Origin of the sequence: Leuconostoc fallax KCTC 3537, assembly GCF_000165675.1 — a bacterium.
Taxonomy (GTDB): domain Bacteria; phylum Bacillota; class Bacilli; order Lactobacillales; family Lactobacillaceae; genus Leuconostoc_B; species Leuconostoc_B fallax.
In genome coordinates, this window is the sequence record NZ_AEIZ01000008.1 from 60,759 (window position 1) to 87,069 (window position 26,311).

Consider the following 26,311-nt stretch of genomic DNA (forward strand, 5'->3'; position numbering starts at 1 on the left):
TGCTGTTTTTCTGTCATAAGCTTACACCTCAATTTATACTTTTTTCATCACTTACTAATAGTAAATTATACAGCTTTATCAATCTTAATGTTGTTAAATGCCTCACGTAACGCTTGATCATGAGCATAGATATACAGCCCTTTCCGTCCTCGTTTTAGCAGAACGTTCAAGGCATTTAACATAATGCGTTGCTTATCCTTTTCATTAAAGCAGTGCCCTTTGGTTACCCTAAACGCCGCCTTATCTTGATACCTATCCGATGTAACGATAATCTTTTGCTTATTTTTATCATAGGTTATCCCTGGACCGATAATGACTCCCGCATAATTCAAATCAAATCCTTGAATGGTATAAATTGATCCCACTTCGTGAATAGTTTCCGGTCTTAAAGCCCATGGCTCTGTTCCGACATTGAGTTGATCCCATGGTAACTTAAAATCAGCAGTCGAAACATACCATTTACCCTTACCAACTGTATAGGAATAATCAGTTGTCGCCAACATTCTGGATAGGCCATTACTAGTATTTCGTCTTTGAATTGCTTCATAAAGTTTTGCCGCACTATTATAAATCCGAAAATCAAATGTGTCTGTTTGAACATGTGGGACTATCATGCGATTCATTGTTAATGTGTTAATCCAAGACGTAACATCCTGGTACTTATCTTGTATTCGATACTGCTTTTTTAACGTCATCGTTTCATGCGTATACTGCGATAAAATATGATTCAAGTCCTCATCATACCACTGACTTTTAAACTTTAAAACTTGATGACTATCAAAAATCAAAATTACAATTTTAGCATGTTTAATAATTTCAATTAACTGATTTTCCTGATGAAATTGATTGTAATTATCCGATTCAGTTAGCAATAAATGCGCTTCATCAATGAATACAACATCGCATAGTTGGTCCAACTTATCCATTTGGTTAATAAACGGCGTTGGCTTCATAAAGTATTTTTTCTTTAGAATAGCTGATGTCTCTGATAGTTTACGATATATCTTAAGCATCTCTGCATGGTTTACTAATAAGCGATTTTCTGTTCTAAACAAGTCTGATTTTGAAGAATTTAACGCAAATGCTTGTAATTGCAAAAAAGCTTCAAACAGCACAACGCTTTTGCCTGTCCCGGCATCACCCTTAATCGTTAAAATAGCATGCTGTCGATTAATATTTTTCTGTATAAAATCCATTATGCGCTGTATAACTTGTTCTTGTTCATGCGAATAGCTATCACCGCTTTCTAATAAAAAGTTACCAATACCTTGTTCATCTAGACTCAAAATAATTCATCCTTTAGATCATGATATCTTTAGCATAACAAAACAACCACAAATCTGTAGTCCGAAAGTTGTGGTTGCTTTTTATTCTAATGATTGAAACACTCATCTACTTTTTGCCAATTAACAATATGCCAAAATGCCTCAATATATTCAGGTCGTCGATTTTGATACTTCAAGTAATAGGCATGTTCCCAAACATCCAACCCAAGCAATGGTTTCTTGCCAGACATAATAGGTGAATCTTGGTTCGCTGTTGTCATAATTTCCAACTCATTCTCTTGATTTTTAACCAACCATGCCCATCCAGAACCAAACACGCCCGTTGCCTTCTGGGTAAATTCTGATTTGAATTGGTTAAAATCTCCCCATTTTTGATCAATAGCCTGAGCTAAGTCCGTTGGAATTTTTTGGTCAAAATCAGGTGTTAGCAACTCCCAAAACAAACTGTGGTTGGCATGACCACCGCCTTGATTACGTACTGGCGTTTGTAATGCTTCTGGAAGTTCGTGAATTTTTGTTAATAGCTTTTCCAAAGACCATTCCGAGAATTCAGGATAGTCTTTCAAAGCATTATTCAGGTTATTCACATAAGTCTGATGATGCCTATCATGGTGTACTGTCATCGTTTTGGCATCAATATAAGGTTCTAACGCATTCGCCTCGTAAGGTAATGCTGGTGTTGTAAATGTCATTTACTACTCCTTTCTAAATCAAACCAATAGAACGCTTTCACTATGTTTACCTTATCATTTATCCATTTTGACTGTCAATTAACTCGCTCACAACATGCCACCTCAATAAAAAGAACCGCAAAATATACTTTACGGTTCTTCACATGTTTAGTTTTTAAAAGAATGAATTGGTGCCGGAATGTGTCCGCCACGGTTAACAAAATCAGCACTTGATTTGTTTATGACTGGCATTACTGGAGACGTTCCTAGCAAGCCACCATAATCAACCATTTCCCCAACGCTTTTACCAACCGCTGGTAAAATACGTACAGCCGTCGTTTTATTATTTTGAACACCAATTGCTGCTTCATCAGCAATCATAGCACTAATTGTAGTTGCTGGTGTATCACCTGGAATTGCAATCATATCTAAACCAACTGAGCAAACAGAAGTCATCGCCTCCAATTTAGATAATGATAATGTGCCTTCTTGTGCTGCATCAATCATACCAGCATCTTCGGATAACGGAATAAATGCACCAGATAAGCCACCCACTCGTTGTGATGCCATAACGCCGCCCTTTTTCACAGCGTCATTCAAAAGCATCAAAGCAGCAGTTGTCCCATGCGTGCCGACCTGTTCAAGGCCGATTTCTTCCAACACTTCAGCAACCGAGTCACCACGCGCAGGTGTTGGTGCCAAACTAAGGTCTACAATACCAAATTCAACACCGAGACGCTCTGCTGCTAGTGCACCAACCATTTGACCAACACGAGTAATTTTGAAAGCTGTCTTCTTAATTGTTTCAGAGACGATATGAATGGGTTGTTGCTTCACCTTTTCTAAAGTGCGTTTCACAACACCAGGACCAGAAACACCAACATTAATCACAACATCTGGCTCACTAACACCATGAAAAGCACCCGCCATAAATGGATTGTCTTCCACAGCGTTGGCAAAAACAACCAACTTAGCCGTTGCAGTATTCGATAAAGTTGATACTTCCGTTATTGTTTCACCCATTAATTTAATGGCATCTAAATTAATACCTGCTTTAGTTGAGCCAATATTAATGGACGACATGACTAAATCTGTTTCTGTCAAGGCTTTTGGAATAGAATGAATAAGTGCTAAATCACCATTATTAAAGCCCTTTTGAACTAGTGCCGAATAGCCACCAATAAAGTCAACACCAACTGCCTTAGCCGCATCATCAAGTGCATGCGCGTAGTACAACATATCTTCCGCAGATGTATTACCAGCAATTAATGCAATGGGTGTCACACTAATACGCTTATTAGTGATGGGTATGCCATATTCACGCTCAATCTGATCAGCAACTTGCACCAAATCTTTCGCGTAATGCGTTATCTTGTTATAAATCTTCTTGGCGGCCATTTTAGGATCTGAATCTATCGTATCCAATAATGAAATACCCATTGTAATCGTCCGAATATCGAGATGTTCTTCAGCTACCATATTAATGGTTTCTTTGATCTGACTTGTATCCATGTTTTCTCCAGAAATTGTGGTTTTAGTTTTTACTATTAGACTTGTTGCATTGCCTTAAAAATCTCTTCACGTTGTGTATGAATCTCTACACCAAGTTTCTCGCCTAAAGCATTAAGATCATCTTGCAGTAAGTTAAATTGCTTATCCAATTGTGTTAAATTCACTAACATACTCATCGTAAAGATATCATCCATAATTGTTTGTGAAACATCTAGAATATTAACTTGGTGTTGTGCTAAATTAGCTGCAACACCTGCAATAATACCAGGTTTATCTTGACCTACGACAGTAACAACCGCTTTATTCATAAGTTATTCTCCGTTAAAATTTTGTATACATTACAGTATACCTTAAAATGAAATGCAAAAAGACATGTTTTCACATGCCTTTACTTCTTAACCAAAAAATCCACGTTTTTTACTTTTAGTAGCTGATTGAAATTCTTCAAGCGCCTTTTTCTGCTCTTTATTTAATTTAGTTGGCACTTCAACCTTGACACGAATAAACTGATCACCATTACCGTTACCACGCAATCGAGGTGCTCCTTTACCACGCAAACGGAAATCCGTACCGGTTTGTGTACCTGAAGGTATTTTCAACTTAACATCGCCATGGACCGTTTTAACATTAATTTCGTCACCCAATGTTGCGCTGACAAAACTAATCGGTACCTCTAGATAGACGTCTGCACCATCTCTTTCAAAACCATCTTTCGAAGCATCTACCTGGAAAACAACGAACAAATCACCTTGTGGTCCACCATTGATACCTGCTTCACCCTGCCCAGCCAGACGCATTTGTTGACCAGTTTCAACACCTGCTGGCACCGTTACAGATACTTCATGTTGCTTTGTTTGTCCATTTTCTGTCCGAGAGTACTTAATGGTTGTTTTTTACCAAAAATAGCTTCTTCAAACGTTAAGTGCATACGATATTGCAAATCTTGACCTTTTCGTGGTCGATTTGGATCAAAGCCACCGCCAAACATTTGACTAAAAATGTCACCCAAATCAGAAAAGTCACCAAAGCCACCTTGCTGGAATCCACCACCAAAACCACCTTGGCCAGCAGCTCCTGCCGGTCCAAATTGATCATATTGAGCACGTTTTTGCTCGTCACCTAATGTTTCATAGGCCTCTTGTATCTCTTTATACTTCTCTTCGGCTCCAGGCTCGTGATTTAAGTCAGGATGGTATTTTTTCGATAGCTTCCGATAAGCCTTTTTGATTTCATCTTGGCTAGCATCTTTGCCAATACCCAAGCGATCATAATATTCAGTGTTATTCACGTCCCCAACTCCTTTTTAATATGTACGTGCATCGCGTTATTTTACGCAATGCACTTATTAATTCTAAAAATTACTTTTTGTCATCTGGATTAACTTCTTCGAAGTCACCATCTACTGTATTGTCATCTTTTTTGTCAGCATCAGCATCATCAGATTGTGGTGCATTCTGTTGATATAGCTTCATAGCTAATTCGCCTGCTACCTTTGTTAATTCTTCTGACTTCGCCTTCAAATCTGTCAAATCAGCGTCTTCAGCAGTTGCAGCTTCCTTAGCCTTCTTCAAAGCATCCAAAGCTTCTTGTGTTGGCTTCTTTTCGTCATCACCCAACTTGTCACCAACTTCTTCCAAAGTCTTTTCTGTTTGGAAAATAAGTTGATCAGCTTTATTACGTGTATCAACAGCTTCCTTCTTCTTAGCATCCGCTTCTTCGTTTGCCTTAGCATCGTTCATCATCTTTTCAATTTCTTCATCTGACAAACCACCAGCTGCTTGAATTGTAATTTTTGTTCTTTTTGTGTGCCTAAGTCTTTGGCTGATACATTAACAATACCATTACGGTCAATATCAAATGTCACTTCAATTTGTGGTACACCACGAGGTGCAGCAGGAATATCTGCTAATTGGAAACGTCCCAATGTCTTATTATCGGTAGCCATTGAACGCTCACCTTGTAGCACATGGATATCAACAGCCGGTTGATTATCAGCAGCTGTTGAGAACACTTGTGACTTAGATGTTGGAATTGTTGTGTTACGATCAATTAACTTAGTAAACACGCCACCCATTGTTTCAATACCTAATGATAATGGTGTCACATCAAGCAATACGACATCCTTAACGTCACCAGTAATGACACCACCTTGAACAGCAGCACCAAGCGCAACGGCTTCATCAGGGTTAATTGAATGATTTGGTTCTTTACCTGTTAACTTCTTAACAGATTCTTGAACAGCAGGAATACGTGTTGAACCACCATTCAAAATCACTTGATCAATATCGTTCATTGTCAAGCCAGCATCTTTCAAAGCGTTCTTAACAGGTTCTTCAGCACGCTTGATCAAATCTGCTGTTAGTTCATTAAACTTAGCACGTGTTAATGATGTTTGCAAGTGCAATGGCCCATTAGCACCAGAGGCAATAAATGGTAGATCGATTTGCGCTTCGTTAGCAGATGACAAAGTCTTCTTGGCAGACTCTGCAGCATCTTTCAAACGCTGTAATGCCAACTTATCATCCTTCAAGTCAATACCATTTTCTGACTTGAATTGGCTAGCCAAATAATCAATAACCTTATCATCGAAATCGTCACCACCAAGATGTGTGTCACCGTTTGTTGACAAAACTTCGAAAACGCCATCTCCTAATTCAAGAATTGAAACATCAAATGTTCCACCACCCAAATCATAAACTAAGATTTTTTCATCTTTGTCAATTTTGTCTAAACCATATGCCAAGGCTGCAGCAGTAGGTTCGTTAATAATACGTTCTACTTCTAACCCAGCAATCTTACCTGCATCCTTAGTTGCTTGACGTTGCGCGTCATTGAAGTACGCAGGAACTGTGATAACTGCCTTGTCAACTTTTTCGCCCAAGTAATCTTCAGCATATCCTTTGATATATTGCAAAATCATCGCTGAAATTTCTTGCGGTGTATAGTCTTTACCATTGGCATTAACCTTATAACCAGCTTCACCCATATGAGATTTGATTGAAATAATTGTGTCTGGGTTTGTGATTGCTTGACGCTTAGCTACATCACCAACTTGACTTTCGCCATTCTTAAATGAAACCACAGAAGGTGTTGTACGGCCACCATCTGGGTTTGTAATAATCTTTGGGCTACCACCTTCCAATACGGCAACAGCTGAATTGGTTGTTCCTAAATCAATACCAATAATTTTTGACATGTTGATACTTCCTTTTCTAAATAGTTTAATCAATTTTGCTTTTTAATGAGTGGTACGTTAATAACGTTGAATCTCAAGATACTTAATACTTACTGACTAACTGCAACCATTGCTGGTCTCAAAACTCGGTCGTGTAACATATAGCCCTTCTGCAGAACTTGTGCAATTTTATCTGACTCTAAGTCAGATTCAACACTTTGAATGGCTTGATGTTTTGTTGGATCAAACGATTCACCAACAGTACCAATCGCTTCAATACCACGATCCTTCAATGCTTGTTTCAAAGTATTTAGCGTAATTTCTACGCCTTTCTTAATTTGTTGTGCAACTTCATCTTCAGCGTTAACATCTAAAGCACGCTCCAGATTATCAACGGCAGGTAAAATAGCCGCTGCTAATTTTTGACCGTCGTATTTAAGTAATGCCTGTGTTTCACGTGCGTTCCGTTGCTGAATATTTTGTATCTCAGCTTGCAAACGTAATTCTTTATCTTCAAGATTTTTGTTTGCTTTTTCAAGTTCAGTTATCTTCTCTTGTAATGGATCTACTTCAGATGTTTCTTCAGATTCATTTTTAACTTCATCAACAGATGATGTTTCTTCAATGATTTCTTCGTCTTTTTGATTTTCTTTTTGAATGTCTTCTTGTTTTTGCGTCACAGCAAGTGACCTCCTATATATATTCAATCATTTTCTGACTAAGCGCTTCACCAAATGTATCCATCAATAAAATATTACGTGCATATGGCATACGAATAGGTCCCAAAAGGGCAATTAAGCCATGAGAATTATTTGGCATAGTATAACGTCTCGTCAATAAGGTAAATGGTGCTAATAATGGTTCGCCTATTTCTTGGCTAATTTTAATCGTTACATTATCTCCAGATGTATTTGCGATACGTCTAATTGATGATGGATCGCTTAAAAATTCCAAAAGACGCTTAATATCTTTAGAGTCAGCGTGTTCGCTAAAATCCAAGACATTTAATCGGCCACCAATATGGACATGATCAACTACTGAACGTGCCAGTACATCTCCAAATAACTGTAGAAAAGCAGCCGGTGTTTGAATTAATCGCGACAATTGTGTTGGTAATTCATCGGATTGCATTAATTTCAAGACATAGTGTACTGGTTGTCCAACAATTTGATTATTAATGTAATACACCATATCATCCAAAGACGATATCGATAGCTCACGCGGCAACTTAAATGTTTGGCTTGTTACCTTGCCATCATTCGTTACAAGAACAGCAATTAACTGATGTCCCTCTAATGGTACCAAACGAAAGCCAGAAACTTTCAAATCATGTCGCTGCGGTTTTAAGATGATTGCTGTGCTATCAGTCAAGGTTGATAAAGTACGTGCACATTCATCCAATAAATCATCCATTTCATGGAAATTGCCACGAAACGACTGAATCACAGCATTGACATCTTGCTCAGTCGCATAACGTCTCACCATTAAATGATCTAAGTAGTAGCGATACCCAATATGCGAAGGCATACGTCCAGAAGATGTATGCGCTTTTTTAATGAGACTTTCTGACTCTAGTACCGCCATTTCATTACGAATCGTTGCAGAGCTCACTTTCATATTGAGTTGACTTTGCAAGGTTTTCGATCCAACAGCATGTGCAGTTTGTGTGTATTCATAAATGATCGCATTTAATATTAATTTTTGTCGTTCTGTTAACATTCCACACACCTTTTTAGCACTCTTAAGTTCTAACTGCTAACAAATATTATGATACACTATTCTAGAAAAATTGCAACCCTTTTTAGCACTCTTTTATTAGAATGCTAAAAAAGATTAAGCCATCTCTTGCTTAATCTTTTTAAAGTATGTTCGTGTAACAATTTCATCTTGTTGAAGCTGTTGGATGAGTGTCTCAACATTATCAAACTTGACTTCACCACGCAAATAATGGTGCCAACGAACGCGAACAAATTCACCATATATTTCTTCATTAAAATCAAGAATGTTGATTTCAATTGTAATCGGTCGTTTTGCACCAAAAGTTACATTTCGGCCAATTGAAGCCATGCCATAACGCCAATATCCAGCGACTAAAATTTCAACCGCATAAATACCAATACCCGGCACTAACTGTTGAATTGTCGTTTCAATATTAGCTGTTGGAAAACCTAGCTCTCGCCCTCTTGCTTCACCATGAACAACCAATCCTGCTGTTTCATAAATACGGCCAAGCTGCTGATTCGCTTCATCTACATGTCCGTTGTTTAAAAGATGACGAATCTGTCGGGAACCAACTTTTTCTGTATCATGATCAACTTTATTAACAACAATCGTGTTAAACCTATTCTGAGCATAACTCGATAAATGTTGCATGTCCGCCTGGCTATTTTTAGGACCATATAAGTGATCAAAACCGGCTACAACAGTCACTGGATTCAAACGCATCAAAACATCATCGACAAAGGCTTGCGGCTTCACTCTAGCCAATTGTGAAGTAAAGTTCATCACATACATGTAATCAATGCCAATTTCTTGTAATAGTCTTAGCTTTTCCGACAATGGTGTCAAATATTGCATGGGTTGATCAAATTTTTGGAATACAACCGCCGGATGTGGCGCGTACGTCAGTATTGCACTGGGTATACCAAGTGCATCAGCTTCAGATTTGGCTTGTTGCAATACTGCTTGATGCCCCAAATGTATACCATCAAAAAATCCCATTGCCACAACTTGGGGCATGGGTTCAATGTCTTGTTTAATTGGATAATGTAAATTAATTAGTTCTGTCATCATTACTCGTTTGAAAATACATATCGTGAACGCCACAACAATTTATCATGATCAAATACATAAACCGCCTTTAACTCACTGTTAAAATACAACATCTTCGGTTCTTCATTAGCAGGCCAATCATCAATCGAAATTTTTTGGCCATTTTTTACTTTGAACCATTCATCCTGAGATAGATTATGTTGTGACCATGTAAGCACGTCTGAAATTGGGACGACTAATTGGCGTAATTCAGTATCAGATGTTGCAATAATGTCCGCCAAATCGTGTGATTGGTCAATACCAAAACCGCTACCGCTCACTCTTTTTAAATATGACATTGTAGCTGGTATTTGTAAGACATTGCCAGTATCTACAGCCAGCGTTCGAATATACGTTCCCTTGGAAACCTGCGCTACAAAGCTGAATTTCTGAACATCATCCTCAAGTGTCGTCGCCGACGTACGATGATAATCATATATCGTCGCATCACGTTGCGGGCGTTCAACACGCTCACCTGAACGTGCATACTCGTAAAGCCTTCTACCAGCCACCTTTACCGCGGAATACATAGGTGGCACTTGAATAATATTACCATTTAAGCTTGCCATAGCGTCATCAATTTGCTGCTCAGTAAACGGTTGTGTAATGCGTACTTTTTCGACAATATCACCGTCTAAATCTTCTGTTTCCGTAGAAAACCCTAAAGATATTTCGCCAATATATGTTTTAGGTCGAGTTTGCAATTCATCAATAAGTTTTGTTGCCTTACCTAATGCAATGACTAAAACACCTTCTACACTAGGATCTAAAGTCCCAGCATGTCCCACCTTTTTTGGCTAAACTTCTTTCTGATTTTAGCAACAACGTCAAAAGATGTCATACCTTTTGGTTTGTTAACTACCAGTATGCCATCAGTCGTCTGTTGCGGCTTCATAATCACTATCTCCGTTGATTTTCCAGATATTCTGTCCAGCATATACCGATCCGTACGTCATGCTCGGAACATTATTATTTGTCCAGATAACATATATGTCAATACCCTTTGGATAAGCAGCTAACATATTTTGATTTAAAGTACCTATTGTATCTCCAGCATGAAGTTGTTGTCCTGCTAGATATCGTGCCAAATGCGCAATACCAATATTTTCACCGCCAAACGTCAAAATCACTTCCTTATCATCGGCAGTTTTAATATTCAATTGTTCACTAGAGGAATTTGTAACAATTCCTGATACAGGCGCAATGATATTACCGCCAATTGGCCAAATCATAACACCATCACCCATCATTTTATTGCGAAATAGCTCTAAATTACTATTTATCAGTGGTTGCATTTGGCCTGTAGCCGGAGCAACTAATGCGATGTCGTGCGCGGTTTTTGCCATACGCAAAGGTTGCATATCACTGTGGTGCCGACTAATTGTCACTAATTTTGATTTTCGCAAACGCCTAAGCTTACGCCACCAATCCATGTTTATCTCTCCCGTAATTTATCAACATATTTTTTCAATCGTGCCATACCTTCTTTAAGGACATCATCCGAGGCAGCATAAGAAATACGAATGTAGGCTTTGGCGCTATCACTAAAACCAGAACCAGGAATCACTGCTACCTTACCTTCATTGGCTAATTTCAAGGCAAACGCATCACCATCTTCGCCTAGATCAGCTGGTAACTTAGCAAATACATAGAAGGCACCCTCTGGATTAACAACATCAAAATCTAATGCTTCAAGCTGTGCCACAATAAAATCACGTCGATGTTGGTAGATATCGCGCATTGCTAACGGCGTGTCTTGAACATCACGTAATGCAACGAGCGCAGCATCTTGAATTACCGTTGGCACAGCAAAAACTAAAGCACCGTGTACTTTTTGCATTTGTTGGATGACATCAGCTTGCGCCAGAATAAACCCAATACGGTAACCAGTCATCGCATGCGACTTAGAGAGACCATTAATATAGATCGTCTGTTCCGGTAATAATTCTGCTAATGACACATGCTCTTGGTTATAGGTTAGCACTGAATAAATTTCATCAGAAATAACCCATAGGTTTTCTTGCTTGAACACTGTTATTAACGCTTCTAACTCTTCACGAGAATATGTAACGCCGGTTGGATTAGTGGGATAGTTCATCAAAATAGCACGTACTGGGACTGTTGCATTTTTGACAGCTTCAATAATCATTTGCGGTGTTAATTTGAAATTGTTTGTGGCAGTATCAATGGTGATTCGTTCACCACGTGCTAACTTAATAGAAGAAAAATACGGACCATATGCAGGTTCCGGAATTAAAATACCATCTCCGGCATTGAGCAATGTATTAAACACCACGTTAATCGCTTCACTTACACCAGAAGTGACAATAACATTACGTTCATCTGTATAATTTAAATGATAAGTGTTATTAAAATAAGTAACGGCAGCTTCCCTTAAAACACGCTCTCCTTGACTTTCGGAATAATGCGAACGGTTCTGTTCTACTGCATTAATTGCAGCTTTCTTAATGCGTTCATCAACATCAAACCCAGGCTCTCCTAAGGTTAAGCGAACCAAATCAGGAATATCACGTACTTTTTCTTGAAAACCTAATAATTTATCAGGTGCCATGGCAGTAATATTAGAGTTAAGTAATGGCGTAAATTCTGTCATAGTTCCATCCTTTAATTTAATGACTTGTTACTATTCTAACACAAAAGCGATAATCTCTTGATTATCGCTTTTGAATTAATTTTCTTTATGCAATTTCTTAATCAGTTCTTCAATATGATTACCATATTGCACAGATGTATCACGAACAAATTTAAGTTCGGGGATTTTGTATACAGTCAAACGGCTACCTAATTCTTTACGAATTAAACCAGTTGCAGCCTCTAAACCATCTTGTGCCTTCTTAGCATCACTTGCTAAATCAGACAAAATAGAATAGTAAATTGTTGCACCTTGCAAATCACCCGTAACATCAACACTTGTAATCGTAACATCCTGAACACGTGGATCACGCACTCTTTTGAGCAGTAAATCCGTTACATCACGCTGAATTTCCTGACTCAAACGTCCTGCACGTTGTGGATTAGCCATCTTTGTACCTCCCAAACTTTATGATGATAACGCCTCAAAAAATTACTTAGGCTTTACTTCCTGCATAATATAAGCTTCGATTGTGTCGCCAACCTTAACATCATCATACTTTGCAATTGTGAATCCGAATTCGAAGCCAAACTTCACTTCCTTAACTGAATCTTTACCACGTTGCAATGAACCAAGTTCACCATCGTAAACAACAACATTGTTACGTAACAATCTCACTTTGGCATCATTTGTAATTTTACCTTCAGTGACAATAGAACCTGCAATTGTTCCAACCTTAGAGAACTTGAACAACTCACGAATTTCGGCTTGACCAATAACCTTCTCTTCATATACAGGTTCAAGTTGACCCTTCATTGCTGCTTCAACATCATCAATCGCATTATAGATAACATTGTATAGACGAATATCAACTGCTTCGTTATCAGCTTGTGATTTTGCCAATGGCGTAGGACGCACATTAAATCCAATAATGATAGCACCTGAAGCTTCAGCTAATGTAACATCGGATTCGTTAATTGCACCAGCAGCAGTGTGAATAATATCAACACGAACACCGTCAACTTCAATCTTCTTCAATGAGCCCGTCAAAGCCTCAACAGATCCTTGCACATCGGCCTTAACAATAACAGGAACCGTCTTCATCGCATTTTCAGCCATCTTATTAAACAATGTATCCAATGTTACAACAGAACCAGAATGACGTTCTTCTTCTTGCGCACGTTTTGCACGTTCTTCACCGGCTGCACGTGCCGTCTTTTCATCTTCCATTACAATGAAACGATCGCCAGCTTGTGGCACATCATTCAAACCAGTAATCTGAACAGGTGTTGCAGGTGTTGCCTCAGCAACATCTTGACCACGTTCATTTGTCATTGTACGAACACGACCATAAGTATTACCAACAACAATTGGATCTCCAACACGCATCGTACCTTGTTGAACCAATACTGTAGCCACTGGGCCACGTCCTTTATCAAGACGAGCTTCAACCACAGAACCACGCGCACGTGTGTGTGGATCAGCCTTAAGCTCCAAAACATCTGCTTGAAGTAAGACCATTTCCAAAAGTGCATCAACGTTTTGACCAAACTTAGCAGAGATCTTAACGAATATCGTATCACCACCATATTCTTCTGGTACAAGATCATAGGCCATTAATTGGTTCATCACATCATCAGGGTTCGCACCGGGCTTATCGATCTTGTTAACAGCAACGATAATTGGTGTCCCAGCTGCCTTAGCATGATTAATCGCTTCAATTGTTTGAGGCATCACACCATCATCAGCGGCAACAACCAAAATTGTAATATCAGTAATATTTGCACCACGTGCACGCATTTCAGTAAAGGCCGCGTGTCCTGGTGTGTCTAAGAATGTAATTAAGCGATCATTCAAACGCGCCTGATAAGCACCAATATGCTGTGTGATACCACCTGCTTCACCTTCAGTAACATGCGATTGACGTAAGTAATCCAACAATGTTGTTTTACCGTGATCAACGTGTCCCATAATTGTTACAACTGGTGGACGAGGTACCATCTTTGATTCATCTAAATGCGTATCTTCAAAGAATTTATCAATATCAGCAACGTCTTCTTGAATCTTTTCTTTAGATTCAATACCATAATCAGCAGCCAAAATTTCAATCGTATCCTGATCTAAGCTCTGGTTTTGGTTCGTTACAATACCTAATAAGAATAATTTCTTGATAATTTCTGCTGTATCACGATGAAGCAACTTAGATAGGTCCTGAACGTTCATACCAACGCGGTATTCAAGAACCTGTGGCAATGGTTGCTCTTTACGTTCTGTAACTGGGGCTGTTGAACGGCGCTTAGCAGCAATACGGCGTGATTTTTTAGAACCACGTGGACGGTCGTTACGACGTGGTGTTTGCTGGCCTGTACCTGTCGTATTACGCTTACGCGAGTTATTACGTGCTGAGTTATTGCCAGATGACAACGCACCACCAAAACGACCCGCACCATTGGCAGTAGTACCTTCAGGTTTAGCTGTTGTAGCTGGTTTTGTAGCAGCTGTAGGCGTTGCTGGCTTCTTCTTTGGTGCTGGCTTTTGTGCCGCACGCTTCTTTTCATTTTCTTCACGATACTGCTTAAGGCTGTTATCAGGCTTTGCAGAGTAATCGATTTGACCCTCACGTGGCTTCGTTGACCATGAACGCTTCTCGCGAACTGCCGGACGCCCCTGAGCGGGAGCTACACGTGATCCTGGACGAGCATTGTTGTTATTGCGTTGCTGTCCTCCTTGACCTTGTTGACGCGTAGCGCCACCACGTGTTTGTGATTTTGACGATGCATTTGCACCATTATTTGGACGACTAGTATTTGGACGTCCTTGACTATTGTTACTATTATTTGGGCGACCAGAACGCGCTGGGCGTGCTTGATTATTAACAGGCTTCGAACCATCTGCTAACTTTGCCGCATGGCGACGTTGTGAAGCAGGTAATTCCTTTCTTTCTGGAACTGCTTGCTTTCTTACGGGACGATTTGAGCTAGTAAGTTTATTTTTATCTTCTGCCATTTAGTTCCGCTCCTTTTCTAAAATTAATGCTTTTATTTTCCGACTAAATCCACGATCTGCTATTGCAAAGACAGAACGATTAACTCCAATTGCGTGAACCAACTGTTCGCGAGAGAAATTTTGAATTAGCGTCACACCATAAGTATTTGATTTATCAGCTAATTTTTTCCCTGGCTTTTACCGCCATCACTTGGGAAAAAAGCGACGCCGACTTTTTGCAACTTGATTGCACTTAGTGTTGGTTCTGTACCCAATACTAATTTATTAGCACGCATTGCCAATCCTAAAAGATTCAATATTTTCTGATCATTATTCTGAATCATTAGCAAAAAGTTCCCGACGTGCTTGTTGGTGATCAACATAAGCAATAAGTTCATCGTAGAATTCATCGCTCACTTTCATACTAAATGCCTTATCAAGTACCTTTTTACTTTTCGCCATTTTAGCATTGTCAACATTCAGACTAATATAAGCGCCTCTACCATTCGCTTTACTCGTTGGATCTAAGCTAATTTCACCATCTTTATTTTTAACTACTCTAACAAGATCTTTTTTAGGAAACATTTCACTTGTTACAACATCTTTACGCATTGGAATTTTACGAGGTTTCATATATAGTCCTCCTTATTACATATCCATATCAGAATTTTGGTTCTTTTCTTCTGGTTGACTGGTATCTTCACGCTCGGCTACTTTTGCTAGAAAATCTGCGGCTTCGCTTTCAGATTTAATATCAATTTTAAATCCTGTTAACCGTGCGGCTAAACGTGCATTCTGCCCCTTTTTACCAATTGCCAAAGATAATTGATTATCAGGAACGATAACTGTCACCGCATGATTATTTTCAGGATCAAAGATGACATCAACAACTTCAGATGGATTCAAAGCATTAGCAATATATTGTGCTTCGTCTTCAACCCATTCAACGATGTCCATATTTTCGCCACCAAGCTCATTGACCACCGCCTGTACACGCGTACCGCGTTGTCCCACTAAGGCACCGACTGGATCTAAATCAGAATCATGTGTATAAACCGCAATCTTAGAACGGTCTCCTGCTTCACGTGCAATACTCATAATCTCAACAGTACCATCATAAACTTCAGGGACTTCTTGTTCAAATAAGCGTTTTACCAAATCTTCGGCTGCTCTTGATACAAAAATCTGAGGTCCCTTAGGACTATTCTCAACTTTTGAAACCAAGACCTTAATACGATCATGCATCCGATAATGTTCATTTGGCATTTGATCGTTTTGTGCCATAACAGCTTCTTGATTACCAGGTAACATAACATACAAGAAACGCGCATCTTGTCGTTCAACTTCTCCAGTAATGATTTCGTCTTGATATTCGGAGAACTTCTTATAAATCGCTTCTCGACCTGCTTCACGAAGCTTTTGCATAATAACTTGCTTAGCTGTTTGAGCTGCGATTCTACCAAAATTCTTTGGTGTCACATCAAAGCGAATTTCATCACCAGCTTCATAAGCACGGTTAATGGCCAATGCCTCAGATAATGGGATTTCAATCACTTCATCTTCGAAATCTTCATCAAGCACGACTGTCTTGATTTGCTTAATGGTAATACTACCATTACGATCATTGAATGTGACATCGACATTACTTTGTGTGGCGTTAAACTGTTTCTTATAAGCTGCTGCTAAAGCTAGCTCTAAGGCATCCACAACGATTTGACGATCAATGCCACGTTCGTTTTCTAATGCATCTAGTGCATCAACTAATTCTTTACTCATTAGATTAACCTCATCAATTAAAATTGTACATCTAACGATGCTTTTGCAATTTCAGAAAATGCAAGCGTTAATGTCTCATCGTCAGTTATCAAAACGATAGCATCATCATTAATCTCACTGATCTTGCCTTGCCATTTTTTACGTCCATTTTTTGCGACAAAAAGGGAAACCAAAATATTTTCATCTGCTTCTTGAGCCCATTGATAATGCCATAATGCTTTTAACGGGCGATCTGCACCAGGTGAACTAATATCCAACATATAGGTTCCTGGAATAGGATCCGGTTCACTATTGTCTAGAAGTTCATTAATTTCTTCTGTTAATTTTGTTAGATCATTCATGGTAATAAATTCATGATCAGCTTTATCAATCAAAATTCTAAGGACGCGTTGTCCACCTTCGTTACCGAAAGTCAAATCCCATAGTATATCACCATGCTCATCGATTACCGGTTTAACTAGTTGAGCTACTGTTTGTTCGACTTTACTTGCCATATTTCACTCCTTTCATTAATTCAACGCCATATTTTCATAAAAAATGAGCCGGTCCCCCATGGACCCGCCCATTCACATAATATGCAAATTAACTATAATAATTATAACTAATTTCAATATATTATGCAACTTTATGCTGTTTTACTATCCAAATAGCGTAGCAATAACGCTGCTGAGCGACGGCCTGCTTCAACAACGAACTCATCAAATGTCACATCAGAGTGCCCATCAGCTAAGTCAGAAACACTACGTAACACGATAAACGGCGTACCAAAGCGTGTTGCAACCTGTGCAACTGCAGCCGACTCCATTTCAGCTAATAGTGCCGTTGGGAACGCTGCCTTAATTTTGTCCTTTTGACTTTGTTGAATAAATTGGTCACCAGATACAATCAGACCAGTACGGGTTGTCGTCAACGCTGTAAACTCTGTCACAACCTGTGCATCTGATTCAAAATACAATGGCTGTGCAGGTAACTGACCGTATTCATAGCCAAATGCCGTCACATCAACATCATGATAAGCTAAATGTGTCCCGATTACCTCATCCCCAATCACCAGGTTTTCATCTAGAGCGCCGGCTGATCCTGTATTCACTAATAAATCGGGTGCATAATTATTGAGAAGCATGGCAGTAGCAGCACCAGCAGCTACCTTTCCAATACCCGATTCAGTCAAAACAACATCATGATTTTTATATGTTCCTTCAATGATTTCTGAACCGCCATACTGCCTAACAGTAATATTTTCTAGAGCCGCAACTAAAGACCCTTTTTCTTCAGCCATAGGCGTAATAATACCAATTTTCATAATTAATACGTCTAGCATTATATTGCTAGACGATCCTTTCCATATTCATTAATTGATAAAAAAGAAGTAAAGATACGATAAAACAATCAAGATAATTAAAAACATAATCAGTACATTGTATCGATGCTTTAATCTTGTTTCTTTACCTTTAGTTGTTAATTTACCATCACTCCCCAACTCATAACGCCCTTTACGCGTCAAGCGCATTTCTTCCCGCGTTTCTGGCGTTACAGTTGTTACTTTTGTGGGATGACTTTTAGCATATTCTCGCTCAACAGCAACACGTTGTTTTTCACGTTGCCTTTTGCTCAGACGGTCACTATGCCGTGCGCTACGACTCATTTCTTCATCTGTCATTTAATTGCCTCTAATAAATGCCCAATACAAAAATGCAGTAATCGTTTTTTGATCATTGAGTTCACCGCGTTGAAACATAGCAAGCATCTCATCATAACTGACAGTTACCAAATCCATTGTTTCACCAACATCACGCGGTAATTGTTCATCTTCTGGGACAGGTTGCAAATCATGTGCCGTATACAAATGCATATAAGCATCTGAAAAGCCAACCGTTTCATAAAATCCCATCACTTGATGGATATCATCAGTATGCATTCTCAATTCTTCATTAAGTTCGCGTCTCACAGCATGGATTGGATCATTAATATCACGTTGGTCAAGCTTTCCAGCAGGTATTTCTAAAATAAAATCACCAATTGTTGCTCGCCATTGTCGCTCTAGAATAATATGATCACTATCTTGAAACGCTAAAACCGCGATTGCTGGAACATGCCGGACAATATCTCTCTTAGCCGTTTGGCCACTGGCCAATTGAACTGCTTGTGTTTCAATATCAAAGATTGGCCCCTCATATAATACTTTAGCATCAATCAGTGTTTCTTTTTCAGCCATTAATATGAGGCTCCTTGTGAATCAACAGGTCTCACTTGAGCTGCTTGAAGGCCCTTGTAGCCTTGAACCAAAACATAGGTGACTGCTTCACCTTGATGCAGTGATTTAAATCCCGGCATATCAATGCCATTAAAATGTACAAATATATCATCGCCACCCTCATCAGGTGTGATATAACCATAACCACGATCTTGTTGCCAAATTTTTACTTTTCCTATTTTCATATTTTAATTGTATCAAAAAACGCCACAATAGGCGTTTTCATTTTATTTACATAAATGCCAGAACCACAAAATTAACCAAAAAGAAAGCAGATACAATCAATAAAACAGGTGACACTTCTTTAAACTTTCCTAAGGTAAACTTCACAATAATAAAGAAAATAAATCCAGCTGCAATACCATACGAAATAGAGTAACTAAATGCCATAAATACGGATGTAAAGAATGCTGGCAAAGCGACTTCCAACGATTCCCAAGAAATTTTCTTGAACTCACCCATCATCATAATCCCAACTAGAATAAGTAATGGTGAAGTGGCTGCTGTTGGTACAACACCAACAAAAGGTGCAAATAAAATCATTAAGGCAAACCCAATAGCAGTCACAATATTTGCCAATCCTGTTCTTGCTCCAGCCGCAACACCAGACGCTGATTCAATAAACGTCGTCGTATTTGATGTGCCAACAATACCGGCAAAGGCTGTCGTAAATGTATCAACCAATAGTGCACGATCCATCTTAGAATTAAAACCAGTACTTGAATCAAATGCCTTTTGATCTTGCTTTGAAAAAATCCCTGTCTGATTACCAATACCAATCAAAGTACCAATTGCATCAAATAATCCTGTCAATCCCATAGCAAAAATGGTCACTAATGCTAACGACGCATGATGCCAACTATCGAATAAGCTACCCATTCCTTGTGCACCCAGTGATTGGCCAAAAACCTGCCCCAACTCACTAAATGCGTGACCAACAGAGGTACCTGCCCCAATATGCGTATTCGTAACGCCCATTGGAATACCGATTAGCGTTGTCACAATCAATGATATTAGGAAAGCACCTGGTACCCGACGCATAACTAATACAACCAAAATAATAAATCCAATAAGTGCTAACAGCGCACTTGGATGATTAAATTTTGTTAATTCTGGTGTTACGCCGCCATTTGCTAAAATACTATTAAGTGTCCCATGCGCTTCACCAGTAAAAGGCTTACCGTTCAATGTCACAATATTACCTGGATCAACAATAAAATTGATAAAACCTGCATTTTTTAAACCAATGTAGGTTACAAATAATCCAATACCACCGCCAATAGCGGCTTTTAACTCAGATGGAATCCCTTTAACAATCGCACGACGACCATGTGTTAAAGTAATGACAATATCGACAACACCCACCAAAAAGACAATGGCTAAAGCTTGCTGCCAGGTAAAACCAAAGCCAAATACAATGGTGTAGGTAAAGTAGGCTTGCATACCAATACCTGGTGCTAAAGCAAAAGGCACATTGGCAAAGAAGCCCATAAACAATGTACCAAAAACCGCAACCAGAATAGCAGCTAAAAATACCGCTTGTGTTGGCACGCCAGCCTGGCCCAAAATTTGAGGGTTTAAAAAGAAGATATAAGCCATGGATACAAATGTCGTAATACCGGCAATAATTTCACGCCGAATGGTGGTCTTATTTTCCTTTAATTGAAATAATTTTTCCATTATTTTCTCCTATACAATGCAATACTGTAACGTATTAGCTTATTGATATCTCAATACTATGGCAAATAAAAAATCGACGCACAAATGGCTATCGATCAAATAAAAACATTTATGATAGTTCCAGCATGGGTGCTGGCTAGAAACAATCGACCATTATTCGATACTATATCAGCTAAATTTTACATAGAATAGTCTAGCATTGATAGTCTTAGATAACAAGATACCGTATCCATTCAGATTAACGATGTATGACAATACGTTGATATGCTTTAGTTGTTAACGCATAAATAATCAAGTATCCGACCACTAATAATATAATCGTGACACCACTAACGGTTAGTAATAACGATAAATTATACATTGAGAATAGTGACAAAACACTTTTAAGCGCAGGCAGTGCAAACCCCAGATGAATTGTAGCACCCAATATTGGTAGCATAAAGACCAATAGCACTTGGCTATGGATGACCTGCTTTGTTTCATCTGAACTCAAGCCCACTTGTTGTAATGTCTTAAAACGCCAGCGATCAGCATAGCCTTCAGAAATCTGCTTATAGTAAATCATCAACGCTGTTGCAATTGCCATTGTCATACTGACTAATACACCAACAAAAATTAAACCACCAAATATGGCATGAAAAGTATAGCTTAAAATTGGACTTGCTGTATAACTAGCGTTATCCAACTTAAGTTGCGTTTGTAATTGTTGAGCGAACTGATAACGTTGCTTTTGGGTACCACCATACAGATTAAAGCCATTAACGCGCAACCATTTTTTGTGGATTAATCGTTTGTGCTACTTGCTGATTCGCTGTAATAATGAAAATTGGCTTAAAGATGCTATGACCGTAGTTAGCTGCTAATTTGAAGTGAGCAATTGTTTGGCTATGGTAAGTATGCCCATTAATTTTAAGTGTCTGCTGATGAAAATCATCAGCTTGTGTATAAACCAATACCTCATCATCTTTTAGTTTAAGCTTCGTCCCTTGTATTTGATTATAATCTGCTAGCGTCATTGTCGAAAGCTGTGACACACCTTTCGATATATTGGTATGACTGATATACTGATTACCACTAAAATCACCAATTATCGGCGTCGTCATACTTGCCTGATAGATGTTACCAATTTTAATATCATGTTGACGCCCTAAATGTACAATTTGTTGCTCATGTTGCAACAGTGTATCTGATTGAGATAGTGTCATAATATCTAACGGATTCCACTGCTTAATCAATTGACCTTCACCAACAAATAAACTAACAGAGGCAACCATCGTCACTAAGATAGAAGCGCATAGTAAGCAAATAGAAGCTAGACTAGCCCCATTTTGCTTCATACGAAATAACATCCCCGATACGGCAATAAAATGATTGGGGCGGTAATAAAAATGAGGTCGACTTTTAAGATATTTGAGCAATGTAATACTACCCATAATAAACAGAATATAGGTCCCCACCGTCACTAAAACCACCGCAAGCATAAACTGCAATATGGCACTCAAATTTGGTTTAGTCATAACAGATATGGCATAACCAGTACCCAATAAGGCTAATCCAAACCAACTCATCAGCCAACGATTCTTGGGTGCTTTCTCAGTAGCCTGTGATTGTCGCATTAACTGAATCGGCTTAACTTGATACAATTGATAAATATTATAAATAATCAGGCAACAAAATATCACACTAAAAAGAATACAACAACTCACGATAGCACGTACTGGTAACTGTTCCACTAAGGTATTGGATCCAAGTAAGTGCTTTAATAAAAGAAAAGATAATCTAAAAAATGTTGTCCCAGCAATAATACCCATAACTATTGTTAAGAGCCACAGTATCATCTGTTCAATGATTACAATGAACCGTAAATCATGCAGTCGTAAGCCCAACATACTATAAATCGATAAATCTTGATTTCGCTGCTTATTCAAAAAATTATTGGCATATAACATAAAAATAGCAGATAAGATAATTGTAAATACCGTGCCAATAGTGGTCACTGACCGAATAGCTTCACCCATCTCTATCGTTTTTAAACCTGTGTTATTTAGAACAGCGAAAAATGTAAAATTAACTGCCATTAATACAGTACTAGCTAGTAAAAAAGGCCCAAACTGTTGGCGATGATGTATGATACCATGCCAAGCTAATCGAATATGAATCATGATTGCATCATCTCCTCATCGTCATTACTCAGCGCTTCTAAACTGGCATTAATTTTACTCATATATGCAGTTCTTGATTGATCACCACGATATATTTCATGAAAAATTTTACCGTCTTTAATAAATAATGTGCGTTTAGCATGACTCGCTGCCTTTGCACTATGCGTGACCATTAGTATAGTTTGTCCTTGTTGATTGACAGATTCAAATATTGTTAATAAACGCTCAGTGTTGTGTGAATCGAGCGCACCAGTTGGCTCATCAGCCAATAGTAAATCTGGTTGTGTAATCAGCGCCCTAGCCGCAGCAATACGTTGCTTTTGACCACCGGATATTTCATAAGGAAAACGTTTTAAAATGCCCTCAATTTCTAGTTGCTTAGCCAAGGTAGCTAGGCGCATTTTCATATCAGGAACTGATTTTTTATCTAAGACAAGTGGCAATAAAATATTTTCTTCATTATTAAAGGTATCTAATAAATTAAAATTTTGAAAAACAAAGCCCAGATGTTCGCGACGAAATTGTGCTGCATGCTTCTCACTCAGTTGCTTTAAATTCTGATTGTTAAGTATAATTTCGCCACCTGTTGCGTTATCTAAAGTCGCAATAATATTCAGCAATGTTGTTTTGCCGGCCCCTGATTCTCCCATAATAGCGACGTATTCGCCTTCATCCACATTAAAGGAAACATCTCGTAAAGCTAAAAAGCCATTCTGTTGCGATATATCGTACTGCTTTTGTATATGCTGTAAGCTTAAAATTGTCATATTCATTCATCCCCTTCAATTCATAACTTAACTATAAAAGGTTTCCTCACACTTCACTAGTTACAGAAATGCTAGAAACCTTACAGTTTGTTATATTCAACGTATATGTTGCGTACTAAATTGGATTGCCGCTATTGTTCCTTCATGTTCTATTGATGTAATAGAAATGTTCTGCTGTAAATACCCGCTAACTTTACGCGCCATATATAAACCCATCCCCGTTGCCTTTTTATATTGACGACCATTATGACCGGTAAATCCCGATTCAAATATTCGTGGTAAATCAGCTGCCGCAATCCCCACACCAGTATCGATCACTTTAAGCGTCTTAACTTGCCAACTTATTGTTATTTCACTATCATTTTTAGAATATTTAATTGCATTAAAGATGATTTGGTCCAAAACGAATGTTAACCACTTTTCATCCGTCAAAATTTGAACTGAAGCTATTTTAACGTTTACCGATATATTTTTGGCAATAAAAATGTCGCATAACGTTGCACGACGTCATTAACAATACGTTTCAAATCGAACCATCCAAACTCAAGGTCATGATTAAAGTCAGATAGGCGCTCATAATTTAATAACAATTCTAATTGTCGTTCAATGAGTAGGACTTGTTGTCGAACCGCATGATTTGATAACAACATTTGTGAATCGGCTTGTATTTTTAAAGCTGTTAATGGCGTTTTTATGGCATGACTCCACGTCATTAAGTAATCTTGATGTTCTCGAATACTTTGATACGCATCGTTTTTTGTCGTATCACTTTTATCTTTAAACTGATGTATAACATCAATATAACTGTTTTCTACCATATTATTGGCATGATAAATATCTGGAGATACACCAGATAAATAAGATTGACATTGCTTAATTTGTTGATGCTCCTGATAAACACGGTATAAGACTAGCACTATAACTGGTAACCATGTCAAACGTGTTAAGTCCCAGCACAATTGCATGGGTAGTGCGTACAATGCGCACAATAATGCAATCAACAATAATAAGGCAATATAAAAAATAATAAATAACCGTTGATCCCAAAATAAACGCGCAATGTATAAATATTTTTGTTTAAATGTCATTTACTAAACGATAGCCCTTCCCACGTTCTGTGACGATATTTTCTCTTAATCCAAGCTGAGCTAATTTATCACGCAAGCGACTCATATTGACCATCAAAATATTTTGATCTATAAACGCGCCATTTTGCCAAATTAATTCTAATAGTTGCTGTTTTGAAACAGTTTGTGGCATATTAATAATCAACAATTTTAATATCATACTTTCCGTGGCTGTTAACTTTACCTGCTGGGACGCATTACCCAATATATTTGTCATTGCATTAAGTTGATAGTCCCCAAATTGAATACCTTGCGGTATCGTTGAATAATCAACTGTTCGCCGTAGCAAAGCCTGCATCTTAGCTAACAGAACATTCATGCTAAAGGGTTTCACAATGTAGTCATCAGCGCCAGTCTTGATAGCAATGACTAAATTAGGATCCATAGCAGAAGCTGAAATAAAAATAATTGGCACTTTGGATTTTGTACGAATACACTCTGTCCAATAAAAGCCATCATAAGTAGGTAAATTAATGTCCATCAAAATAAGCGCTGGTGTTGCCTGCCAACATTCTTGAGCAACATGTTGCCAATCTTGCACTTGGATAATATCGTACTGCCATTTGCTAAGTCCCTGACTCAATGCCAATAGCAAATCTTTATCATCTTCTACAATCATAATTTTGATCATCATCGACTCCTTAGTTATTTAATCAAATGTTTCTCAATCAGTTTGTTTGTATCATGATCTATTTCTGTTTAAAATGAAAAGTATATTGTTACAAATTAAATTGAATTGAGGATTTTTTATGTCAGATATGATAGTCATCACATCAGAACATATTGCTGGCTATAAGATAACTGAAACACTGGGTAACGTTTTCGGGCAAACTACCCGTTCGCGTAATATTATTTCGGATATTGGCCAAGGGTTAAAATCAATTGTTGGTGGTGAAATAAAGGGTTATACTCGTCTACAATATGATGCGCGACAAGAAGCCGTTAATCGTATGCGTGATACTGCAGAACAATTGGGTGCCGACGCTATTGTCATGTTTCGTTTTGATACAACATCAGGACAATTGGGAGAATCTGTTGCAGCGTATGGTACAGCTGTTAAGATAGAAAAATTATAAACTGGAGGATACATGAGATTATGGCACCAAAAGCTGATTGCTCGTCTACCGCGTCAGCAGTTACTCGGTCAGCATCGTGAATGTTGCGCATTGCGCGGCAAAGGTTGGCAACGCCCGCACCAAACGGTTAACTATGTATTTAACTACTCCCCATATAAATTATTTCAGTATCATTATCTCGTTATGGCAGAAATGATTAAACGCGGTTATCATCCAGATATGAAATGGTTTGACCCATGTTATCGCGGTCAATATATGACAGCCTATCCAGTATTAGCTCAAGTTGATATTACAGCACCTATTTATCCTGAACATAATACACAATATTACCATGCTTGTCTTGATAATCTTAAACGTAAAAACATTATCATTTAAATGATGTCAAATATCAACAAAAAAAGCAAGACTCAATAATGCTTGTCTTTTTGTTTTATTT

General features: G+C 38.3%; 27 protein-coding genes and 4 pseudogenes. 2 read left to right on the plus strand and 29 right to left on the minus strand.

From position 1 onward, the window contains the following. Positions 1 to 65: 65 nt before the first annotated feature. The 29 genes and pseudogenes from LEUFL_RS0101855 to LEUFL_RS0101990 all read right to left on the minus strand — a co-directional run bounded on the left by LEUFL_RS0101855 (position 66) and on the right by LEUFL_RS0101990 (position 25,433). Positions 66 to 1,286 (minus strand): DUF2075 domain-containing protein, encoded by a 1,221-nt coding sequence (locus tag LEUFL_RS0101855; RefSeq protein ID WP_010007083.1) that lies wholly within the window; start codon positions 1,284 to 1,286, stop codon positions 66 to 68. Between the two features lie 86 nt (positions 1,287 to 1,372). Continuing rightward, positions 1,373 to 1,978: a superoxide dismutase gene (locus LEUFL_RS0101860; RefSeq protein WP_010007084.1), complete on the minus strand. Its 606-nt coding sequence runs from the start codon at positions 1,976 to 1,978 to the stop codon at positions 1,373 to 1,375. Between the two features lie 147 nt (positions 1,979 to 2,125). Next, positions 2,126 to 3,469, minus strand: a complete 1,344-nt coding sequence (locus tag LEUFL_RS0101865) for a PFL family protein (protein WP_010007085.1) — start codon at positions 3,467 to 3,469, stop codon at positions 2,126 to 2,128. Between the two features lie 35 nt (positions 3,470 to 3,504). Further along, a complete protein-coding gene (locus LEUFL_RS0101870) occupies positions 3,505 to 3,777 on the minus strand; it encodes an ACT domain-containing protein (RefSeq protein ID WP_010007086.1) in 273 nt (90 codons plus the stop codon). An 87-nt stretch (positions 3,778 to 3,864) separates the two neighbouring features. Beyond that, positions 3,865 to 4,757, minus strand: a pseudogene (locus LEUFL_RS10985) (DnaJ C-terminal domain-containing protein). A 70-nt stretch (positions 4,758 to 4,827) separates the two neighbouring features. Further along, positions 4,828 to 6,665, minus strand: a pseudogene (gene dnaK / locus LEUFL_RS10990) (molecular chaperone DnaK). A gap of 89 nt (positions 6,666 to 6,754) precedes the next feature. Next, positions 6,755 to 7,324 carry a nucleotide exchange factor GrpE gene (gene grpE, locus LEUFL_RS0101885; RefSeq protein ID WP_010007087.1) on the minus strand — a complete coding sequence of 190 codons (570 nt, stop codon included), beginning with the start codon at positions 7,322 to 7,324 and terminating at the stop codon, positions 6,755 to 6,757. Positions 7,325 to 7,337: 13 nt separating this feature from the next. Continuing rightward, positions 7,338 to 8,363: a heat-inducible transcriptional repressor HrcA gene (gene hrcA, locus LEUFL_RS0101890; protein ID WP_010007088.1), complete on the minus strand. Its 1,026-nt coding sequence runs from the start codon at positions 8,361 to 8,363 to the stop codon at positions 7,338 to 7,340. A 114-nt stretch (positions 8,364 to 8,477) separates the two neighbouring features. Further along, a complete protein-coding gene (ribF, locus tag LEUFL_RS0101895; protein WP_029508602.1) occupies positions 8,478 to 9,434 on the minus strand; it encodes a riboflavin biosynthesis protein RibF in 957 nt (318 codons plus the stop codon). Between the two features lie 2 nt (positions 9,435 to 9,436). Beyond that, positions 9,437 to 10,350 (minus strand): annotated as a pseudogene (gene truB, locus LEUFL_RS10995) (tRNA pseudouridine(55) synthase TruB). Continuing rightward, positions 10,328 to 10,888, minus strand: coding sequence for a PTS glucose transporter subunit IIA (locus LEUFL_RS0101905; RefSeq protein WP_010007092.1), 561 nt, complete (start codon positions 10,886 to 10,888; stop codon positions 10,328 to 10,330). The pseudogene truB and the gene LEUFL_RS0101905 overlap by 23 nt, the downstream one beginning before the upstream one ends. Before the next feature lie 2 nt (positions 10,889 to 10,890). Beyond that, positions 10,891 to 12,069, minus strand: coding sequence for an aminotransferase class I/II-fold pyridoxal phosphate-dependent enzyme (locus tag LEUFL_RS0101910; protein ID WP_010007093.1), 1,179 nt, complete (start codon positions 12,067 to 12,069; stop codon positions 10,891 to 10,893). A gap of 75 nt (positions 12,070 to 12,144) precedes the next feature. Further along, positions 12,145 to 12,498, minus strand: coding sequence for a 30S ribosome-binding factor RbfA (rbfA, locus tag LEUFL_RS0101915; RefSeq protein WP_010007094.1), 354 nt, complete (start codon positions 12,496 to 12,498; stop codon positions 12,145 to 12,147). A 42-nt stretch (positions 12,499 to 12,540) separates the two neighbouring features. Continuing rightward, positions 12,541 to 15,054 (minus strand): translation initiation factor IF-2, encoded by a 2,514-nt coding sequence (gene infB / locus LEUFL_RS0101920; protein ID WP_010007096.1) that lies wholly within the window; start codon positions 15,052 to 15,054, stop codon positions 12,541 to 12,543. Continuing rightward, a pseudogene (locus LEUFL_RS11000) lies at positions 15,055 to 15,377 on the minus strand (L7Ae/L30e/S12e/Gadd45 family ribosomal protein). Continuing rightward, a complete protein-coding gene (gene rnpM / locus LEUFL_RS0101930; protein ID WP_010007098.1) occupies positions 15,364 to 15,666 on the minus strand; it encodes an RNase P modulator RnpM in 303 nt (100 codons plus the stop codon). Before rnpM ends, LEUFL_RS11000 begins: the two are co-directional and overlap by 14 nt. A 15-nt stretch (positions 15,667 to 15,681) precedes the next feature. After that, positions 15,682 to 16,809 carry a transcription termination factor NusA gene (gene nusA, locus LEUFL_RS0101935; RefSeq protein WP_010007099.1) on the minus strand — a complete coding sequence of 376 codons (1,128 nt, stop codon included), beginning with the start codon at positions 16,807 to 16,809 and terminating at the stop codon, positions 15,682 to 15,684. Positions 16,810 to 16,826: 17 nt separating this feature from the next. Continuing rightward, entirely contained in the window at positions 16,827 to 17,303 is a 477-nt protein-coding gene (gene rimP / locus LEUFL_RS0101940) for a ribosome maturation factor RimP (RefSeq protein WP_010007101.1), read from the minus strand. Between the two features lie 131 nt (positions 17,304 to 17,434). Continuing rightward, positions 17,435 to 18,112, minus strand: coding sequence for a 5'-methylthioadenosine/adenosylhomocysteine nucleosidase (locus LEUFL_RS0101945; protein ID WP_029508603.1), 678 nt, complete (start codon positions 18,110 to 18,112; stop codon positions 17,435 to 17,437). A gap of 48 nt (positions 18,113 to 18,160) precedes the next feature. Further along, positions 18,161 to 18,469 (minus strand): hypothetical protein, encoded by a 309-nt coding sequence (locus LEUFL_RS0101950; RefSeq protein ID WP_010007105.1) that lies wholly within the window; start codon positions 18,467 to 18,469, stop codon positions 18,161 to 18,163. After that, complete coding sequence (locus LEUFL_RS0101955) at positions 18,470 to 19,024, minus strand: NUDIX hydrolase (protein ID WP_010007106.1); 555 nt, start codon at positions 19,022 to 19,024, stop codon at positions 18,470 to 18,472. It abuts the gene before it with no gap. Then, entirely contained in the window at positions 19,024 to 19,248 is a 225-nt protein-coding gene (locus LEUFL_RS0101960) for a cold-shock protein (protein WP_010007107.1), read from the minus strand. The genes LEUFL_RS0101955 and LEUFL_RS0101960 overlap by 1 nt, the downstream gene beginning before the upstream one ends. A 46-nt stretch (positions 19,249 to 19,294) precedes the next feature. Beyond that, positions 19,295 to 20,743, minus strand: a complete 1,449-nt coding sequence (locus LEUFL_RS0101965) for an NCS2 family permease (RefSeq protein ID WP_010007108.1) — start codon at positions 20,741 to 20,743, stop codon at positions 19,295 to 19,297. A 238-nt stretch (positions 20,744 to 20,981) separates the two neighbouring features. Further along, positions 20,982 to 21,512 (minus strand): hypothetical protein, encoded by a 531-nt coding sequence (locus LEUFL_RS12350; RefSeq protein ID WP_050792565.1) that lies wholly within the window; start codon positions 21,510 to 21,512, stop codon positions 20,982 to 20,984. Then, positions 21,502 to 22,905, minus strand: coding sequence for an FtsX-like permease family protein (locus LEUFL_RS11005; protein ID WP_050792566.1), 1,404 nt, complete (start codon positions 22,903 to 22,905; stop codon positions 21,502 to 21,504). The genes LEUFL_RS12350 and LEUFL_RS11005 overlap by 11 nt, the downstream gene beginning before the upstream one ends. Then, on the minus strand, positions 22,902 to 23,672 hold the full coding sequence (locus LEUFL_RS0101975; RefSeq protein WP_029508605.1) for an ABC transporter ATP-binding protein: 771 nt from the start codon (positions 23,670 to 23,672) through the stop codon (positions 22,902 to 22,904). The genes LEUFL_RS11005 and LEUFL_RS0101975 overlap by 4 nt, the downstream gene beginning before the upstream one ends. Before the next feature lie 96 nt (positions 23,673 to 23,768). Then, a complete protein-coding gene (locus LEUFL_RS0101980; protein ID WP_010007111.1) occupies positions 23,769 to 24,104 on the minus strand; it encodes an ATP-binding protein in 336 nt (111 codons plus the stop codon). Between the two features lie 26 nt (positions 24,105 to 24,130). Beyond that, positions 24,131 to 24,760, minus strand: a complete 630-nt coding sequence (locus LEUFL_RS0101985; protein WP_010007113.1) for an ATP-binding protein — start codon at positions 24,758 to 24,760, stop codon at positions 24,131 to 24,133. Further along, positions 24,750 to 25,433, minus strand: coding sequence for a response regulator transcription factor (locus LEUFL_RS0101990; protein WP_237697869.1), 684 nt, complete (start codon positions 25,431 to 25,433; stop codon positions 24,750 to 24,752). The genes LEUFL_RS0101985 and LEUFL_RS0101990 overlap by 11 nt, the downstream gene beginning before the upstream one ends. A 115-nt stretch (positions 25,434 to 25,548) precedes the next feature. Between LEUFL_RS0101990 and LEUFL_RS0101995 the strand changes: the two genes are divergently transcribed. Then, positions 25,549 to 25,875 carry a heavy metal-binding domain-containing protein gene (locus LEUFL_RS0101995; protein WP_010007116.1) on the plus strand — a complete coding sequence of 109 codons (327 nt, stop codon included), beginning with the start codon at positions 25,549 to 25,551 and terminating at the stop codon, positions 25,873 to 25,875. Positions 25,876 to 25,887: 12 nt separating this feature from the next. Then, on the plus strand, positions 25,888 to 26,250 hold the full coding sequence (locus LEUFL_RS0102000; protein ID WP_010007117.1) for a TIGR02328 family protein: 363 nt from the start codon (positions 25,888 to 25,890) through the stop codon (positions 26,248 to 26,250). The last annotated feature ends 61 nt before the right edge of the window (positions 26,251 to 26,311 follow it).